Below are 16408 nucleotides of genomic sequence, written 5' to 3'. Positions count from 1 at the left end.
GGAGACCACCCATCATGGCCATCCCGGTGATCGAGCCGTACCCCATGCCGGCCGAGCACGAGCTGCCCGAGAACATCGCCCGCTGGACGATCGACCCCGCGCGTGCCGTGCTGCTGGTGCACGACATGCAGAACTTCTTCCTCCGTCCCTTCCAGACCGGCCAGGCGCCGATGTCCGACCTGGTCACCCACGTGCGCGCGTTGCGCGAGCGGTTCACCGCGCTGGGTGCGCCGGTCGCGTACACCGCGCAGCCGGGTGGCATGACCGACGGCCAACGCGGTCTGCTCAAGGACTTCTGGGGTCCGGGCATGACCACCGACCCCGAGCACAAGGCGATCCTGGCCGGTCTCGAACCCGGGCCGGACGACATCGTGCTCACCAAGTGGCGGCCCAGCGCGTTCTGCCGCACGGACCTGTTGGAGCGCATGCGCGCCGGCGGTCGCGACCAGTTGGTGATCTGCGGCGTCTACGCGCACGTCGGCATCCTCATGACCGCGCACGAGGGCTTCTCCCACGACATCCAGACGTTCCTCGTGGCCGACGCGATCGCCGACTTCTCCTCGGAGTACCACCGGATGGCGCTGGACTACGCGGCGGCGCGCTGCTCGGTCGCCGTGTCCACGCGCATCGCCCTGGGCATGATCGGGGGTGACGGGCGATGACCGCCTGGCTCGACCGCGTGCTCGCACCGGACGCCCCGGCGTTCGCGCTGCTGCACCGGCCCGGCTCGGTCGGCGCGGACCGCGTCGACCTGCTGTTCGGCGACGTGCGCGAGGTCGACCTGATCGCCGACATCGCGCTGCCGGCGGACGACGTCCGCGACCGGCACGACGTGCTCGCGGTGCTGCCGTACCGGCAGATCCGGGAACGGGGCTTCGACCACGCCGACGACGGCGAGCCGCTGATCACGCTCACCGTCGCCGACCAGCGTGTGCTGCCCTACGCCGAGGTCCTCGACACGCTGCCCGACGCGCCGATCGACCTGGGCGCGGGCGGGTTCGACCTGGACGACGAGCGGTACGCCGACCTGGTGCGGCGGGTGGTCACCGAGGAGATCGGGCGCGGCACGGGCGCGAACTTCGTCCTCAAGCGCTCGTTCACCGCCGAGATCACCAACTGGTCCCGGCGCACCGCGCTGGCGTTCTTCCGCCGGTTGCTCGGCCGCGATCCCGGTGCCTACTGGACGTTCCTGGTGTGCGCCGGCGGCCGGACGTTCGTCGGGTCCTCGCCGGAGCGGCACGTCAGCCTGGACGCCGGCCTGGCCGTGATGAACCCGATCAGCGGCACCTACCGGTACCCGGAGGCCGGGCCCGACCCGGCCGAGGTGCTGCGGTTCCTGGCCGACGCCAAGGAGGCCAACGAGCTGTACATGGTGCTGGACGAGGAACTGAAGATGATGGGCCGGGTGTGCGACCTCGGCGCCCGCGCGCGCGGCCCGTACCTCAAGCCGATGAACCGGTTGGCGCACACCGAATACCTCATCGAGGGCCGCACGACGGCCGACGTGCGCGACGTGCTGCGGCAGACGCTGTTCGCGCCGACGGTCACCGGTGGTCCACTGGAGAGCGCCTGTCGGGTGATCTCCCGGTACGAGCCGGGCGGACGCGGCTACTACGCCGGTGTGGTCGCGTTGTTCGGTCGGGACGCGGCGGGGGAGCGGTCGCTGGACTCGGCGATCCTGATCCGCACCGCCGAGGTGTCGGCGTCCGGGCGGATGACCATCGGCGTCGGCGCCACGCTGGTGCGCGACTCGTCGCCGGAGTCCGAGGCGGCCGAGACGCGGGCCAAGGCGGCGGGTCTGCTGGCCGCGCTGCGCGGGGAGGACCCGCCGGCCGCGTTCGCCCGCGTGCCCGAGCTGGGCGCGGACCCGGCCGTGCGCGCCGCGTTGGCGGAACGCAACGTGCCGTTGGCCGACTTCTGGTTCGAGGACCCGGCGACCCGGTCCCGGCGCGTGCCGGCGGCGGTCGGGCGGCGGATCCTGGTCGTCGACGCCGAGGACACGTTCACGGCCATGGCGCGGACGTTGCTGCGGGCGGTCGGGTTCGACGTGTCCGTGGCCCGGTTCGACGAGGCGTACGCGGTCGACGGGTACGACCTGGTGATCGTGGGACCGGGGCCGGGCGATCCCAACGACGTGACCCACCCGAAGATCGCGGCGCTGCGGGGGCTGGTGACGACCCTGCTGGCGCGCGGCATCCCGTTCTTCGCCGTCTGCCTGGGACACCAGGTGCTCAGCACGCTGCTCGGGTTGTCGGTGCGCCGCCGCGAGGTGCCCAACCAGGGCGTCCAGCGCAAGATCGACTTTTTCGGGCGGACCGAGTTGGTGGGCTTCTACAACACCTTCTCGGCCCGGACGACGGCCGACCGCGTGCCGTGCGCGGCGCGCGGCGGCGTGGTGGAGGTGTTCCGGGAGGAGGACGAGGTGCACGCCTTGCGCGGCCCGGGGTTCGCGTCGGTCCAGTGCCACCTGGCGTCCGTGTTGACCCGCAATGGTGCGGAGATCCTCGGGGAAATCCTGGGCGATCTGACGGCGGACGCGCGGTGAGCGAAACGGTCGGGTGTCCCGATGTCCGGACACCCGACCGTGTCGACGATTCACCGCATTAATGGACCTCGGGAAAATCAGCCGCCGAACCTGAAGAACGGTACGGACATTCGGCGCAATTCCATGGGACGCCCCAAGTCGCTGTGTAAGACTCTGGTACCGCCGCGCCGCCATGGGGGGACCATGATCAAGGTTGTGCTCGCCGAGGACGTGCAAATGGTGCGCGGCGCACTCGTCGCCCTGCTCGACCTCGAACCCGACATCGAGGTGGTCGCCTCGGTCGCCACCGGCGACGAGATCGTCCCGGTCGTCACCCGCGAGAAACCCGACGTGGCCGTGCTCGACATCGACCTGCCCGGCCTCGACGGCCTGTCCGCGGCGGCGCTGATCCACCAGACCGTGCCGCAGACCCGCACGCTGATCCTCACCAGCCTGGGCAGACCGGGGACCCTGCGCCGGGCACTCACCGCGCGGGTCAACGGTTTCATCCTGAAAGACGCCCCGATCGACCGGCTCGCCGACGCGATCCGGGGCGTGGCGGTGGGCCGCCGGGTGATCGAGTCCCAACTCGCGCTCGCCGCGTGGGAGGGCGACGAATGCCCGCTGACGCCCCGCGAACTGGAGGTCTTACGGCTCGCGGCCGACGGCGCGGACGCCATGGAGATCGCCCGCGCCCTGTTCCTGTCGGTCGGGACGATCCGCAACTACCTGACCACCGTGACCATGAAACTCGAGGCGCGCAACCGCGTCGACGCCATCCGGATCGCCCGCACCGCGGGCTGGCTCTAGGCCGACGACCCGAACGGCAGGCGGCGGTCCGGGTGACGTTCTCCCCGCGGGCGAAGGGTTTTCGCAGCACCGGGCAGACCGGACCGCGAGGTGCGGGCGTTCGGCGGCCGGCCGGGCGCCGACCCGAGCGGTTGCATGGGGCGGTCTTTCCGTCGCCTTCCCCAGGGGGAACAGTGATCAGATCCGCGGTACTGGCCGCCGTCGTGGCGCTCGCGGGCAGCGTGCTCGTGGGCAGTGCCACCGCACAGGCCGAGGAAGTCCGCACAGCCAGTCTGCACGGCACGTACGCGTGTTCCGTGCCGCCCGGTTACACCTATGCCCGCCTGCGGGACAACATGGCGTGCGGCGGCGTGCCGACCTCGGTGGAGTACCTGCTGCTCGACTACGTCCGCTACGACCTCACCGGCACCGCCGCCTGCGAGGTGCCGGCCGGTCTCACCTACACGGCGTCCCGGACCAACGTGGCCTGCCCGTTGAAGGGCTTCTACAACCTCGAATTCGTGCTCGCCGACCCGGCCAAGCGGAACCTGACCGGCACGTGGGCGTGCGGCCTGCCGTCCGGCTACACCTACCAGGCCGTGCGGACCAACGGCGAGTGCTACGCGCCGGGCACGGGCGCGAACCCCAAGGAGTACCTGCTCCTGCGCTACTAGCCGGTCAGCCCGCCGGACGCGCCCAGGGGAACCCGGGCGCGCAGGCGGAACAGGTCGCCGTCGAGGCGTTCGACCGTGAGCACGCCGCCGATCTCGCGCACGCGTTCGGTCATGTTCCGCACGCCGCTGCCGGGCATGCCCGCGCACGCGGGGGCGCCGTCGTTCACGATGTCCAGCTCCAGACCTCGGCCGTCACGCCGCAACGCGATCTCGCACCGGGTCGCCCGGCTGTGCCGGACCACGTTCGTCACGCCCTCGCGCACCAGCTTGGCCACCACGGTCGCGGCGGGCTCGGGAACCTCGCGGTCGTCGACGTCCAGGCGCACGGCGACCTGGGCCGCCGTCAGCAACGCCCGCGCCGACGCGAACACCTCGGGCACGGACGGCGTCCGGAACTCCAACGCCAGGGAACGGACGTCGCCCAACGCGTGCCGCGCGATGTCCACGACCTCGGTCACGCACTCCTTGGCGCGCAGCGGGTCCTCCGGCAGCAGCCGGTTCGCCAACTCGCCCTGCACGGTGATCGCCGACAACCCGGAACCGAGCAGGTCGTGCAGATCGCGGGCCACCCGACGGCGTTCGGCGGCCACCGCCGACCGCGCGGAGTCGGGGTCCGCGGCGGTCGCGAGCCAGGTCGGGCCGTACAGCACGAGCGCGGCCAGCGTGGTCGCGACGACACCGGACACTACGGCGTTCGGCCCGCCGCCCAGGTGCGTCGCGCCCGAGGCGACGACCGTCGCCGTCGCGATCACCAGGCCGGGGACCACCGCGAACACGCCCAGTGCCGCCGCCGCGACGAACCCGGGCAACGCGATCCACGGCTCCCGCGCCGACAGCACCGGCGCGAACACCAGGACCACCAGCACACCGAACGCCGCGAACCGGGGTTTCGCCGACGATGGCGTGAACCGGTGCAACTGCAGGGCGGTCGCCGGCACCACCGCCGCGGCCATCGCGACCCGGTGCGGGGAAAGATCGGTGAGCAGCAGCCGGATCACCTCGGCGACGGCCAGTGCGCACGCGACGACGACGGCGGCCCGTGCGGCGCTCCGGCGTAGCGACCCGAACGCGGGAGGAAGGTGTGCCACGGCCATTCCTCCCCCCGGGAGTATCCGTGCCGGGAATTCTACCGGCGCACGCATCGACGGTGACCGGCGAGCGGAGCAGTCGGGGTGGTCCGATCATCCCCGGATCGCCATTTCCGATGACGATTTCATGGTCTCCGCGTTGTGCGATCACACCGATTACGTGTGGCCGTATGTGGTGCGAAGGGTCGCCGTTCGGGTGGACTTGTAGTCCGTGGACCGCACTTCATCCGGGGGAGAGACCTCATGCAGATCAAGGTGCTGGGACCGTTGGAGGCGAGGCTGGCCGGCGTGCCGGTGACCCCGACGGCGAGCAAACCGCGTCAACTGCTGGCCCTGCTCGGCCTGCACGCGGGCCGGGTCGTGACGATGGCCGACCTGATCGAGGAGCTGTGGGGTGCCGAGCCGCCGCGCAGCGCCGTGACCACGCTCCAGACCTACGTGCTGCGCGTGCGCCGACGGATCGACGCGGCGGCCGGCGCGACGTCGGCCAAGGACCTGCTCGTCACGCGCTACGGCGGCTACCTGCTCGACCTGGACCCGGCCGCGGTCGACGTGACCACGTTCGAGCGCCTGGCGACGGCTGGTCGCGACGCGGTCGACGCGGGGTTGCCCGAGGAGGCGTCCGCGCTGCTCGGGCAGGCCCTCGCGGTGTGGCGTGGCCCGGTGCTCGCGGACGTGCGGATCGGTCCCCGCCTGGCCGAGGAGGTCGCACGGCTGGAGGAGGCGCGGCTGGGCGTACAGGAGACGCGGATCGACCTCGACCTGTCGCTGGGCCGCCACCGCGGCGTCCTGGCCGACCTGTCGCTGCTCACCGCGCAGCACCCGATGAACGAGAACTTCCACGCCCAGCACATGATCGCGCTCTACCGCGCCGGTCGGCCGTGGCGTGCGCTGGAGTCGTACCGCGCCCTGCACGAGCGGATGGTCGACCGGCTGGGCCTGGTGCCGTCGGAACGGTTGCGGCGGCTGCACGAAGCCGTGCTGCACGCCGATTCCACTTTGGATGTACCGGACGTGAACGTTCTGCACACGTTCGCGTCCTGACAGCGGACGCGCGTCGCGCGGCGGCGCCGGACGGCCCGGCGCTACCATGTGGCGGACCTCGTGGAGGGGAAACGGCTCGGATGATCAGGGTCTTGTTGGCCGAGGACATGCACATGGTCCGGGGTGCACTGGTCGCGTTGCTGGACCTGGAACCCGACATCGAAGTGGTGGTGGAGGTGGAGTCGGGCGACCAGATCGTCCCGATGGTCCGCCGCCACGAGCCCGATGTCGCCGTCATCGACATCGACCTGCCCGTGCTCGACGGCCTCACGGCTGCGCTCGACATCCGCACCGCCTTACCCGGCGTGCGCACGCTGATGCTGACGTCCCTGGCCAGGCCGGGAACGCTGCGCCGGGCACTGGCGGCCGGTGTGGACGGATTCATCCTCAAGGACGCGCCGCCCGCGCGGCTGGCCGACGCGATCCGCGACGTCGCCGCCGGTCGGCGGGTCGTCGACTCGCAGCTCGCCCTGGCGGCCTGGGACCGCGGCGAGTGCCCGTTGACCGACCGGGAACTGGAAGTCCTGCGGCTGACCGCGATCGGCACGGACGCGCCGGACATCGCCCGCGCGCTGTCCCTGTCCGCCGGGACGGTCCGCAACTACCTGACCGCGATCGTCGGCAAGCTCAACGCCCGCAACCGGGTCGACGCGGTCCGCATCGCGGCCGACGCGGGCTGGATCTGACCCCCGCGACGAAGCCGGTCCACCGCGGTGGACCGGCGTTCTCGTGCCCTGGCCGGGCATTCGCCCGCGACGACAAGGGATTCGTGACTCCCGGAACGACCTACCGCGGGATCTCGGCCCGCAGCCGGTAGACGTCGTCCTCCTCGACACCGGCGCACAGCGTGCCGCCCACCCCGGTCACCCGGACCGTCAGGTTGCGGATGCCCGAACCGCTTCCGCCGACGGCCGCGGTCACCCGCGCACGGGTCGTGCCGCCGGCCCGGCGCACGCCGTCGTTCACCACGTCCAGCACCAGGACACCGTCCTCGTGCGCCAGCGTGATGCCGCAGCGCGTGGCATGGCTGTGCCGCAACAGGTTCGCGATGCCCTCGCGCAACACCGTGGCCAGCACGGTCCGCACGTCCGGCGGCAGCTCGACCGGTTCGACCCGCACGGTCACCGCGATGTCGGAGGCGGTCAGCAGGTCGCGCGCGGACGAGATCTCCTCGTCCAGCGACAGTTCCCGGTAGGAGGTGGCCACGGCGCGGACGTCGGCCAACGCCTGGCGGGACACGTCGAGGATGCCGGACAGCTCCTGTTGCGCACGGCCGGGATCGCGGTCCACCAGCCGCTGCGTCAGCTCGGTCTTGAGCGTGATCGCCGACAGCGAGTACCCGAGCAGGTCGTGCAGGTCGCGGGCGAACCGGAGCCGTTCGCCGGTCACCGCGAGATCGGCCAGTTCGGACCGTGCCTCGTGCAGGTCGCTGACCATGGACCGCAGCCGGGACAACGCGAACACGACCAGGCCGTGGTTGACCGTGACCAGGAAGCCGTACGTCACGTTGATCGCGCCGCCGCCCTCCAGCAGGTGGATGACGCCCGCGCTCACGACCACGGCGAAGAACAGCGGCAGCCCGACCCGGGCGCGCAGCGCCACCAGCAGGCTGCCCGCGAGCAGGCCGTGCAGTCCCAGGTAGGGATCGGCCAGCAGCAGGCCCGGCAGGTACGTGACCAGGGCCAGCACGCCCAGCAGGGCGTAGCCCAGGGGCGAGCGGACCCGGGCCTCGGGGCGGCTGAAGAACCCGAGCACCAGCGCCAACGAGGCCAGCACGCACGCCTCGGCGAAGACCTGCCCGGCCGGCTCCGCCTTCGAGACCACGACGAACACCGAGCCGATCACCGCGTAGCCGGTGAACACGGCGGTGGCGATCAACGTGCCGATCCGGGGTGCCATGGCCTGGCCACGGCGCGGGTCGGGCGTCGCGTCGGCCTGGTCCCCGTCCTCGGACAGGTGCGGCACCACGGCGTGCAACCGGTAGGTGTCGTCCGGTCCGGGGCCCGCGGTGAGCGTGCCGCCCAACGCCTCCACGCGTGCGGTGAGGTTGCGGATCCCGTTGCCGTCCGGGCGTTCCTCGGGCACCGGCCGCACGCCGTCGTTGACGATCTCGATCGACACGCCGTCGGCCGTGGCCGTCGCGACGATGTCGCACGTCTCGGCTTTGCTGTGCCGCAACAGGTTCGTGACGCCCTCGCGCACCACGGTCGCGAGCACGGTCCGGGTCCGGGTCGGTAACTCGCCCGCCGTGCACCGCACGGAGACGACGACCTCGGCCGCGGTCAACACCGACCGCGCGGACGCCAGCTCGTCGTCCAGCGACAGCTCCCGGTACGACGACGCGACCGCGCGCACGTCGGCCAGCGCCTGCCGCGAGATGTCGAGGATCTCGGCCAGCTCCCGCCGGGCGTGGTCCTTGCGGCCCGGCACCAGCCGGTAGGCCAGCTCCGCCTTGAGCGTGACCGCCGACAGCGAGAACCCGAGCAGGTCGTGCAGGTCACGGGCGAACCGCAGGCGTTCCCGCGCCACGGCGAGACCGGCCAGTTCCGACCGGGCGTCGGCCAGTTCCCGCACCAGACCCCGCAGGCGCGACAGGCCGTAGACGACCAGGCCGATCACCGCGGTCAGGGTCGTGATGTAGACGGCTTCCAGCGGCACGTCGGTGAGCCGGTACTGGGCGTACCCGTTGGCCGCCGCGATCAGCGCGAACAGCACCCACCCGGCGGGTGGGCGCAGCACCAGCAGCACGTCGCCGGCCAGGAACCCCGGCATTCCGGTCCAGCCCTCGCCGTACAGGGCGATCGGGCCGAGCACCACGGCGGCCTGCACCACCAACGCCGCGTAGCCGACGGCGTTGCGCACGTCGGCCGTGGGCGTGGCGAAGAAGCCGAGCTGGAGCACCATCATCACGGTCAGGCAGAACGCGGCCGGCGCGACGTGCGCGAGCGCCGTGCTCTCCGCGACCACGTACTGGGCCGCGTTCACGACGAAGCCGCCGAAGACGACCGTCACGACCAGCAACGTGAGGCGCGGTGCGAGGCCGGCGGCGCCGTGCCCGGTCGGTCGTGCTGGATCGAGGCTTCCTGCCACAAGGTGCTCCCAAGCCGGAGAGGGAACTCGCAGTCGCCGACTGCGAGCCGTGATTTTACCGTCGGTACGGCGGATCCCCACCGGGTGGGAATTGGTCAGTGGCGTACAAAACGCCCGCGCTCGCGAGGTAGGCGACCACGTCGGCGACCAACGGCCGGTCCACACCCAGCCGGTCGGCCAGCTCCACGACCGTGGTCGGGCCGTTCGCCAGCAGCTCCGCGATCCGGTCCGCGGGCGCGCGGTGCAGCACGACGGCGTAGGGTGCGCCACGACGCAGCAGCGCCCGTTCGCCGTCGTACTCGCCGATCCGGGTGCCCGGCAGCAGTTCGACGCACTCCTTGTCGTCGATGCTCGGCCAGTGGAACTCCGCGTGGCCGACGACGGCGACGAGGGACAGGGTCGGTCCCGCGCCGTCGTGCAACCCCAGCGACGGCACCACGCACCCGCCAAGCCCGTCGAGGGCCAGTTTCAGCCGCGGCCACTCCGGGCCGCAGAACCCGTCGGCCAACCACCGGTTGTACTCGGCGAACAGCACCGGGATGTGCTCCAGCGACACCGGTCCCAGGCTCATCCGGTACAACGCCTCGCGTACCAGCGGACTGTCGTCCTCGACGTCGATGTCGGCCCACCGCCCGTGCACCGTCAACCGGTGCCGTCCGGCACTGACTCTCGTGCCTTCCAGGAGCGAGAACAGCGGCTTCCCGGAAGGGAACTCGGATGTCACGGGTGCTTCTCCAGTTCTGCCGGCCCACGTGCCCGGCACCGGTCACAGGAACATCGGCACCGGGTTGGTCTCCTCGTACGCGACGGGTCGGGCGACCCGGCCCAGCTCCACCGGCACGTCGTAGAGCCGGCCCGGACCGAGCCTCGACCAGTGGTGCCGCATGCCGGGCACGACCACCTTCACGACGGGCAACCCGATGTCGGGCCGCGTCTGGTCGAGCACCAGCACCTCCATGCCGCGCCGCTCCAACGTGGACCGGACGGCCTCGACGTCGGTCAGCAGGTCGTCGTCGGGCGTGTACCCGAAGTCGCCCGGCCGCCGGACCGGCAGCACCGGGTCGGGCCGCAGGTACGGCTGGTTGTCGGCCGTGCAGTCCCGCAGCCAGTTCCGCAGGTCAACGTCCAACCCCGGCCGGTCCTCCTCGCGCAACGCGCACACCGCCGGCATGACCTGGTTCAACTCGGTCAACGCCCGGCGCAGCGCCACCTTCGGGTCCAGGTGCGCCCCGAACCCGAACATGACGTCGTCGTGCGGCCCGCCGATCCGGCGCGAGACCGCGGCCAGCACCGGGATGCCCAGGTCCGCGGTCAGGTCCAGTACCCACACCTCGCGGTCGAGTCCGGCGTACACGTCCCGCAGTTCGTCGACGAACGGGTCGCCCGCCGCGTCGAGGTCGACCGCGGGCATGCGGGTGCGGTTGTACCACCAGAGCGCGATCGCGTCGCGCTCCACGATCTCCAACATCCCCTGGAGGACGGCGTCCTCCAGGCTGCTCCCGGCGGCGCACCCGTTGGAGTTCGCGGTGACGGACGCGGGGGAGGGCGCACCGTAGTAGAGCATGCCGGTGGGCAGCAGTCGGTGGCGTCGCGCGGTCAGCGACCACACCGGCGTCCAGTCGAGGACCTCGCGGTCGTCGAACGGCTCGGGCACGTGCTGGAACGCGGAGTGCGCGGCGTTGTAGGCATGCCGGTCGACGTACTGGCGCGGGTCGTAGAGCTGGACGGAGTCGGGGTGCACCGCGTCGTCGAGGCAGTCGAAGCTGCCGCGCACCACGGTCTCGTCCCCCCGGTGCACGGCGCTGTGCCGTTCGAGCGCCTCGCACAGCGCGCCGACCTCGGCGTGCAGCGGCGTGACGCCCTTGCCGCCGTTCTCGCAGCGCAAAGTGGAGCGCAACGCGGCCAGGCCGGTGGGACCGACCGCGGTGTTCGTCCCGGAGCGGTAGGAGTTGAAGAACGCGTGGCCGCGGTCGTCCCGGCGGATGTCCCGGACCACGCCGGTGACCGGGCCGACCAGGTGGCGGTAGCGGTCGAGCACCTCGCCGGGCGAGGCGGACCGGTGCCCGCCGCCGTCCACGGAGCGCTTGGTGCGGGAGCGCAGGAGCACCGGTGCGGTGTTGCGCTCCTGGCACACGCCGGGGTCGCCGCACTCGGGGCACTGCGGCAGCCGGGACACCTCGTGGCGGTTGCCGCGCAGGTCGAGGCTGTCGAACTCCCAGATGGCACGGCGGCCCGTCGGGCGGTGCCCGGCCAGCCACTTCGCCGCCTCCAGTGCGGCGGTATGGCAGGCGATCGCGGCGACCGGTGCCAGGCCGACGAGCGGCCGGGCCAGCGGCCCGGGCCGCCCGAGCGAGGCGCACAGGTGCGCCTCGGCCGGGCGGTTGGCGGCGAGTCGGGTGACCAGACAGCGGCGGCACGGGCCGTCGCCGGGGGTGAAGACCGGGCCGACCCAGGCCCGCGCACCGGTCGGTTTGACCGGGAGCCACGGCGTCGTGCCGCGGTCGACGACGCGCAGGCCGGGGTCGAGGTAGTCGCGGCAGACGACGATCGTGAAGTCGGCGTCGTCGTCGGTGACGTGCAGTCCGGCGCGACGCAGGGCGTCGACCGTGGTGTCGAAGGGGACGTCGCCGACCCGGACGACCCGGACCCGGCCGCGCGGTGCGGCCAGGCGGGCGGCGTCCCAGTACGCCGCCTCGGGGTCGTCTTCGGGGTCGTCGTCGGGCAGCAGGGTGGTCAACCCCGCCGCGTCCAGCCGGTCGAGCAGGCGCCGGGCCTGGTCCGCGGGGATGTCGGCGGGCAGGTCGGCGAGCACGCGGTCGGGCGTGCGGGTGCCGTCGAGCAGTGGTGCGAGCGCTTCGACGTGCCGGCCCTGGAGGGTCGTCACGTGGTCGTCGGAGACGAGGTAGACGGCCTCGCCGGGCACGATCTCGGTCTTGAGGTGACGCTTGAACGCGATCCGTTCCCGGGTGCGCACGGCCGGCTCCGGCTCACACCGCGAGGGCGGGTGCGGCGGCCGTCGGGCCGGAGGTGTGCACGCTGAACGCGAGGAAGTCCAGGGCGAGCGTGCTCGGGCGGTCGAACTCGTGGATGACGAGGTCGCAGTCGGTGGTGGTGGCGGTGATGGCGTCGGTGTTCATCTCGGCTCCTCGGGTGGCGGCCCGTGATCTGATGGTCGGAATTCTGCTGAGCCGGGCGAAGTCGCCGGTAGTGCGGCCGTAACGGGAGCGGACATGAGATTTTCACCCCCGACTGGTGTGCCGCCCACTGGGGCGCCGGCCCGTTCGTGGGGTCCACTTGGCTCGAACGGGTGCCGAGGGGAGGAACGGCGATGGAGATCAGGGTTCTGGGCATGTTGGAGGCGACCGAGCACCACCGTTCCGTGCTGCCGTCCGCGGCGAAGCCGCGTCAGGTGTTCGCGCTGCTGGCGGTGCGTGCGGGCCGGGTCGTGCCGGTGCCGACGCTGTTCGCGGAACTGTGGGGGGACCGGCCGCCGCGCAGCGCGCACGCCACGCTTCAGACTTATGTGAAGCAGCTGCGCCGGTTGATGCGCGACGCCGGGTGCGACGCGTTGGGTACGCGTTTCGGCGGCTACGTGCTGGACGTGCCGTCGACGGCGGTCGACGTGGCCGACTACGAACGCCTGGTGGAGGCGGGGCGGGAGGCCGTCGAGCGCGCCGACCACGAGACCGCGGCCCACCACTTCCGGGCGGCGTTGGACCTGTGGCGCGGACCGGCCCTGGTGGACGTGCCCACGGGGGACTCGCTGTCCATCGAGGTGACCAGGCTGGAGGACAGCCGACTGTCCACAGTGGAGTGTCGGATCGACGCCGAGCTGCGGTGCGGGCGGCACCACGTGCTGTTGAGCGAACTGGCCGTGCTGACCGCCCGCCACCCGCTGAACGAGAACCTGTGCGCCCACCACATGACCGCGTTGGCGCGTTCGGGCCGCCAGTTCCAGGCACTTGAGGCTTATCGGACGTTGCGCACCACTTTGGTCCGCGAGCTGGGCGTCGAACCGTCGTCTCGGCTGCGTTCCTTGCACCTTTCGTTGCTCTAGGGGGATTGTCGCGGATGGGGTCGCTTCGATTCCGACTCTCGGGGCGGCTTTCCTCGCGCGTCCGCTACGGACTTCGCGGAAGGTCGACCTTCCGCGCGTATCGGGATTCCTTCGGCACGTCGCCACGCGGCATCGCACAACGCGCAGGTGGGCCGACACCCGTCGGGGTACCTCGGTGGCGGGTGGGTCGGGGCCGTGACCGCGAGTCCGCACAGGGTCGTGCCTCCCCTCCCCGCCACCAGGTCGGTCTGAACGGCGTGCCGGTGTCCCTCGTGGGGAAGCCATCTGAACTGTCGTGATGACATGCCGACGTCCTCGGTCCGGACGGGTGTTTCCCGATCAGGGTCGGATTGTCGAGTGGTCGGCGCAGTCGTCCACGGCGTCAGGGGAGTCGGGCGCGGCCGGGGCATTCAAGGCGTCCGTGCGGCGGCTCAGCGGTTCCCGCGTGGCTCGTGGGGTGAGCACGAGGTCGATCTCCTGGCGCCCGACGGCGATGTGGATGTCGTCGCCGACGACCTCGTGTCGAAGTTGACCTTCCTGGGCTCGACGGGCAATACCGGGTCCTGCCCGAACCTCTACCTGACCGACCGGGACACCTACGTGGTCCAAGGTTCCGTCGTCACCGACCCCGAGGCCCCCGCCGCCACGCCGGGGAGATCATCCGAGTGCTTCCGCAAGCCCTGGCCCAGGGGCTCGACCTGCCCGAACACGACTTCTGGCTGTTCGACGACGAACGACTGGCGATCCTGCGCTTCACCCCGACGGGGCTCGACGGTGCGGAGATCGTGACCGATCCGGCTACGGTGGCGCGGTACAGGCACCACCGCGACCGGGCGTGGCGGCATTCGGTCGCGTTCGAGCGGTACGTATCGCGATAGCCATCAAGAGGAGACCGTGAGCAGCACGCCGGACAAGCGTCGAGTCGAGTTCGCCGACGAACTGCGGTTCCTCCGCATTGGAGCCGGCCTCAACGGCAAGGAGTTCGCCGACAGGCTCGGCTGGCACCCGTCGAAGGTCTCGAAGATCGAGAACAACCGGCAGGACCCGACGGATGCCGATGTCGCGGCGTGGCTCGACGCGGTCGAGGCGCCGGCACCGGTCGCCACCCGGATGCGGGACGAGTTGCGCGGCATGCGCATCGAGACCAACTCCTGGAAGAACCGGCTGCGCAAGGGGCACGGCGACCGCCAGCGGTACAGCGTCGAGGTCGAGGGTGCCGCGACCAGGATTCGCGCCTTCGAACTCATGGTCGTCCCCGGGCTCGTGCAGATCGCCGAATATGCCCGCCACGTCTTCGTCACCGCAGCGGAGTTGCAGGAAACCCCGCCGGACACCGATGAAGCCGTCCGCATCCGCCTCGAACGCCAGCGTGTCCTGTACGACAGCACCAAGAGCATCGAACTCCTGATGTGCGAATCGGCGTTGCGCTACTTCGTGTGCCCGCCCGACGTCATGCTCGCCCAGATCGACCGGCTCCTCGCGCTGATCGGCCTGGCCGCCGTCCGCTTCGGCATCATTCCGCTCGACACCGTGCTCCCGAGCGTGCCGACCAACGGCTTCTGGATCGTGGGCCACCGCGTCCTCGTCGAGACCGTCGACAGCGAGATCGACACCGACTCGCCCGTCGACCTCGCCACCTACCACAAACTCGCCGACTCCCTGTGGACGGTCGCGGCCGAGGGCGACGACGCGCGGCGGGTGCTGATGCGTTGTGCCGCGGCCATCGCCGAGAAGTACGACCTGAACCACAAGCGCTGAAAGGGCACGAGGATGAACGACGGACGATGGCGCAAGTCCAGCCACAGCGTGGGCAACCCCGAACAGTGCGTCGAGGTCGCCGCCACGCTGGGCGTCCGCGCGATCCGGGACTCGAAGGACCCGGACAAGCGTGAGCTGTCCTTCACCGACGGCGGGTTCGACGCCTTTCTCCGGACCCTGCGTCGTGGGCTTCCCGTGCGGTAAGGACGTTCCGCGCGGCGAACGCGATGAGCGACGCCAAGGCGACCAAAGCCACGCTCGCCCAGAGCGGTCCCCGGGTTCCCGACGTGCCCGCCGCCACCAGCGGCCCGACGGCGGCGCCGACGTTGAGCGCGGCGGTCGCGTAGGCGCCGGCCAGGGTCGGCGCCCCGGAAGCCTCGTGCACCACCCGCGTGATCAGCACGCCGCCCACGGCGAACGACAGGGCGCCCTGGACGGGCACCAGGATCATGAGGGCGACCGACTCGTCCGCCAGTAGTGCCAGGGCGGCCCACCCGAGCGACAGCAGGGGGCCGCCGACCGCGAGGACCCGGTCGCGGTGCCGCTCGGACAGCCGGCCCGCGGCCGTGACGCCGAAGAAGGACCCGACGCCGAAGAGCATCAGGACGACAGGTACCCACAGTCCGTCCAGTCCGGCGGTGTCGGTCACGACCGGTGCCAGGAAGGTGAAGCCGCCGAACGTCGCCGCGTTCACCAAGGCGCCGAGCAGCATGGCCAGGGCAAGTCGCGGACGTCCGAGCAGGGCGAACTCCGAGCGCAGGGCCGGTCGTGCCGCGGGTGCGGTTCGCGCGGGGCGTCCGGTGAGAACGCCCACCGCCGCCGGGACGCACAGCAGCGTGACGACCCAGAACGCGGACCGCCACCCGGACAGCGCGCCGAGCACCGCCCCTCCGGGCACGCCGACGACCGTCGCCAGGGTGGTGCCCGACAGCAACACCGCGAGGGCACGGCCCGTCCGGTCGGGTGGGACCAGTCCGGTCGCGGTCGTCAGCGCCACGGCGAGGAATCCCGCGTACGCGAGCGCCGCGACCACCCTGGTCGCGAACAGCACCGCGAACGACGAGGTGGTCGCGCCCACGACGTGGGTCGCCAGGAACACCAGCACGAATCCGGGCAGCACCCGACCCGACCACCGGCGGGCGAGTACGGCCACGAGCGGTGCGCCGACGACCATGCCGACCGCGAACGCGGTGGTGAGCGTGCCGGCCGTGCCGACGGTGACGTGCAGGTCCCCGGCGAGGTCCGGCAGGAACCCGGCGAGCATGAACTCCGAGGTGCCCATGGCGAAGACGGCCAGGGCGAGCAGGTACAGCGATGCGGGAAAGGGAGGACTCCGAGGTGAGGAGAGGCCGAAGAGGTCGTCTCGTCACCACCGCCCGCCCCC

17 protein-coding genes are annotated in these 16408 nt (G+C 71.7%); 10 read left to right on the top strand and 7 right to left on the bottom strand.

The window, feature by feature from the left end; all coding sequences use genetic code 11:
* The first annotated feature begins 14 nt into the window (after positions 1 to 14).
* From F4559_RS23280 to F4559_RS23265, 4 genes are all read left to right on the top strand, one after another.
* On the top strand, positions 15 to 662 hold the full coding sequence (locus tag F4559_RS23280; protein WP_184672000.1) for an isochorismatase family protein: 648 nt from the start codon (positions 15 to 17) through the stop codon (positions 660 to 662).
* Positions 659 to 2545: an anthranilate synthase family protein gene (locus F4559_RS23275; RefSeq protein WP_184671998.1), complete on the top strand. Its 1887-nt coding sequence runs from the start codon at positions 659 to 661 to the stop codon at positions 2543 to 2545. Before F4559_RS23280 ends, F4559_RS23275 begins: the two co-directional genes overlap by 4 nt.
* Positions 2546 to 2728: 183 nt before the next feature.
* Complete coding sequence (locus F4559_RS23270; RefSeq protein WP_184671996.1) at positions 2729 to 3334, top strand: response regulator transcription factor; 606 nt, start codon at positions 2729 to 2731, stop codon at positions 3332 to 3334.
* A gap of 173 nt (positions 3335 to 3507) precedes the next feature.
* Positions 3508 to 3987, top strand: a complete 480-nt coding sequence (locus tag F4559_RS23265) for a hypothetical protein (protein WP_184671994.1) — start codon at positions 3508 to 3510, stop codon at positions 3985 to 3987.
* Here the strand turns inward: F4559_RS23265 and F4559_RS23260 are convergent.
* Complete coding sequence (locus tag F4559_RS23260; protein WP_184671992.1) at positions 3984 to 5075, bottom strand: sensor histidine kinase; 1092 nt, start codon at positions 5073 to 5075, stop codon at positions 3984 to 3986. The two genes, F4559_RS23265 and F4559_RS23260, sit on opposite strands and share 4 nt — an antisense overlap.
* A 243-nt stretch (positions 5076 to 5318) precedes the next feature.
* Between F4559_RS23260 and F4559_RS23255 the strand changes: the two genes are divergently transcribed.
* Both F4559_RS23255 and F4559_RS23250 read left to right on the top strand, forming a co-directional pair.
* On the top strand, positions 5319 to 6119 hold the full coding sequence (locus tag F4559_RS23255) for an AfsR/SARP family transcriptional regulator (protein WP_184671990.1): 801 nt from the start codon (positions 5319 to 5321) through the stop codon (positions 6117 to 6119).
* Between the two features lie 80 nt (positions 6120 to 6199).
* On the top strand, positions 6200 to 6805 hold the full coding sequence (locus F4559_RS23250; RefSeq protein ID WP_184671988.1) for a response regulator transcription factor: 606 nt from the start codon (positions 6200 to 6202) through the stop codon (positions 6803 to 6805).
* A 100-nt stretch (positions 6806 to 6905) separates the two neighbouring features.
* Here F4559_RS23250 and F4559_RS23245 read toward each other — a convergent pair whose 3' ends face one another.
* From F4559_RS23245 to F4559_RS23230, 4 genes are all read right to left on the bottom strand, one after another.
* Positions 6906 to 9131 (bottom strand): sensor histidine kinase, encoded by a 2226-nt coding sequence (locus tag F4559_RS23245; protein ID WP_184671986.1) that lies wholly within the window; start codon positions 9129 to 9131, stop codon positions 6906 to 6908.
* Between the two features lie 133 nt (positions 9132 to 9264).
* Complete coding sequence (locus F4559_RS23240) at positions 9265 to 9933, bottom strand: MarR family transcriptional regulator (RefSeq protein WP_184671983.1); 669 nt, start codon at positions 9931 to 9933, stop codon at positions 9265 to 9267.
* 42 nt (positions 9934 to 9975) lie between these two features.
* Positions 9976 to 12183: a TOMM precursor leader peptide-binding protein gene (locus F4559_RS23235; RefSeq protein ID WP_184671981.1), complete on the bottom strand. Its 2208-nt coding sequence runs from the start codon at positions 12181 to 12183 to the stop codon at positions 9976 to 9978.
* A 13-nt stretch (positions 12184 to 12196) separates the two neighbouring features.
* Positions 12197 to 12346 carry a hypothetical protein gene (locus F4559_RS23230; protein WP_184671979.1) on the bottom strand — a complete coding sequence of 50 codons (150 nt, stop codon included), beginning with the start codon at positions 12344 to 12346 and terminating at the stop codon, positions 12197 to 12199.
* A 191-nt stretch (positions 12347 to 12537) separates the two neighbouring features.
* Here F4559_RS23230 and F4559_RS23225 point away from each other — a divergent pair, with 191 nt between their 5' ends.
* On the top strand, positions 12538 to 13266 hold the full coding sequence (locus F4559_RS23225; protein WP_184671977.1) for an AfsR/SARP family transcriptional regulator: 729 nt from the start codon (positions 12538 to 12540) through the stop codon (positions 13264 to 13266).
* Here F4559_RS23225 and F4559_RS23220 read toward each other — a convergent pair.
* Entirely contained in the window at positions 13263 to 13571 is a 309-nt protein-coding gene (locus F4559_RS23220; protein ID WP_184671975.1) for an HC3 family zinc finger protein, read from the bottom strand. The genes F4559_RS23225 and F4559_RS23220 overlap by 4 nt on opposite strands.
* A gap of 360 nt (positions 13572 to 13931) precedes the next feature.
* Between F4559_RS23220 and F4559_RS23215 the strand changes: the two genes are divergently transcribed.
* Genes F4559_RS23215 through F4559_RS23205 form a run of 3 tightly spaced genes read left to right on the top strand, consistent with a single transcriptional unit; the run spans position 13932 to position 15228 of the window.
* Complete coding sequence (locus F4559_RS23215) at positions 13932 to 14144, top strand: DUF6879 family protein (protein WP_184671973.1); 213 nt, start codon at positions 13932 to 13934, stop codon at positions 14142 to 14144.
* A gap of 16 nt (positions 14145 to 14160) precedes the next feature.
* A complete protein-coding gene (locus F4559_RS23210) occupies positions 14161 to 15024 on the top strand; it encodes a helix-turn-helix domain-containing protein (RefSeq protein ID WP_184671970.1) in 864 nt (287 codons plus the stop codon).
* 12 nt (positions 15025 to 15036) lie between these two features.
* Positions 15037 to 15228: a DUF397 domain-containing protein gene (locus tag F4559_RS23205; RefSeq protein ID WP_184671968.1), complete on the top strand. Its 192-nt coding sequence runs from the start codon at positions 15037 to 15039 to the stop codon at positions 15226 to 15228.
* On the opposite strand, the gene F4559_RS23200 is transcribed toward F4559_RS23205, so the two are convergent.
* Positions 15167 to 16336 carry a Cmx/CmrA family chloramphenicol efflux MFS transporter gene (locus F4559_RS23200; RefSeq protein ID WP_281386978.1) on the bottom strand — a complete coding sequence of 390 codons (1170 nt, stop codon included), beginning with the start codon at positions 16334 to 16336 and terminating at the stop codon, positions 15167 to 15169. The two genes, F4559_RS23205 and F4559_RS23200, sit on opposite strands and share 62 nt — an antisense overlap.
* Positions 16337 to 16408: the final 72 nt, after the last annotated feature.

Source organism: Saccharothrix violaceirubra, from assembly GCF_014203755.1.
In the GTDB taxonomy this organism is placed as follows: Bacteria; Actinomycetota; Actinomycetes; order Mycobacteriales; family Pseudonocardiaceae; genus Actinosynnema; species Actinosynnema violaceirubrum.
Note: the sequence above shows the minus strand (reverse complement) of the source record. Positions and strands in the feature narration are given on the sequence as shown.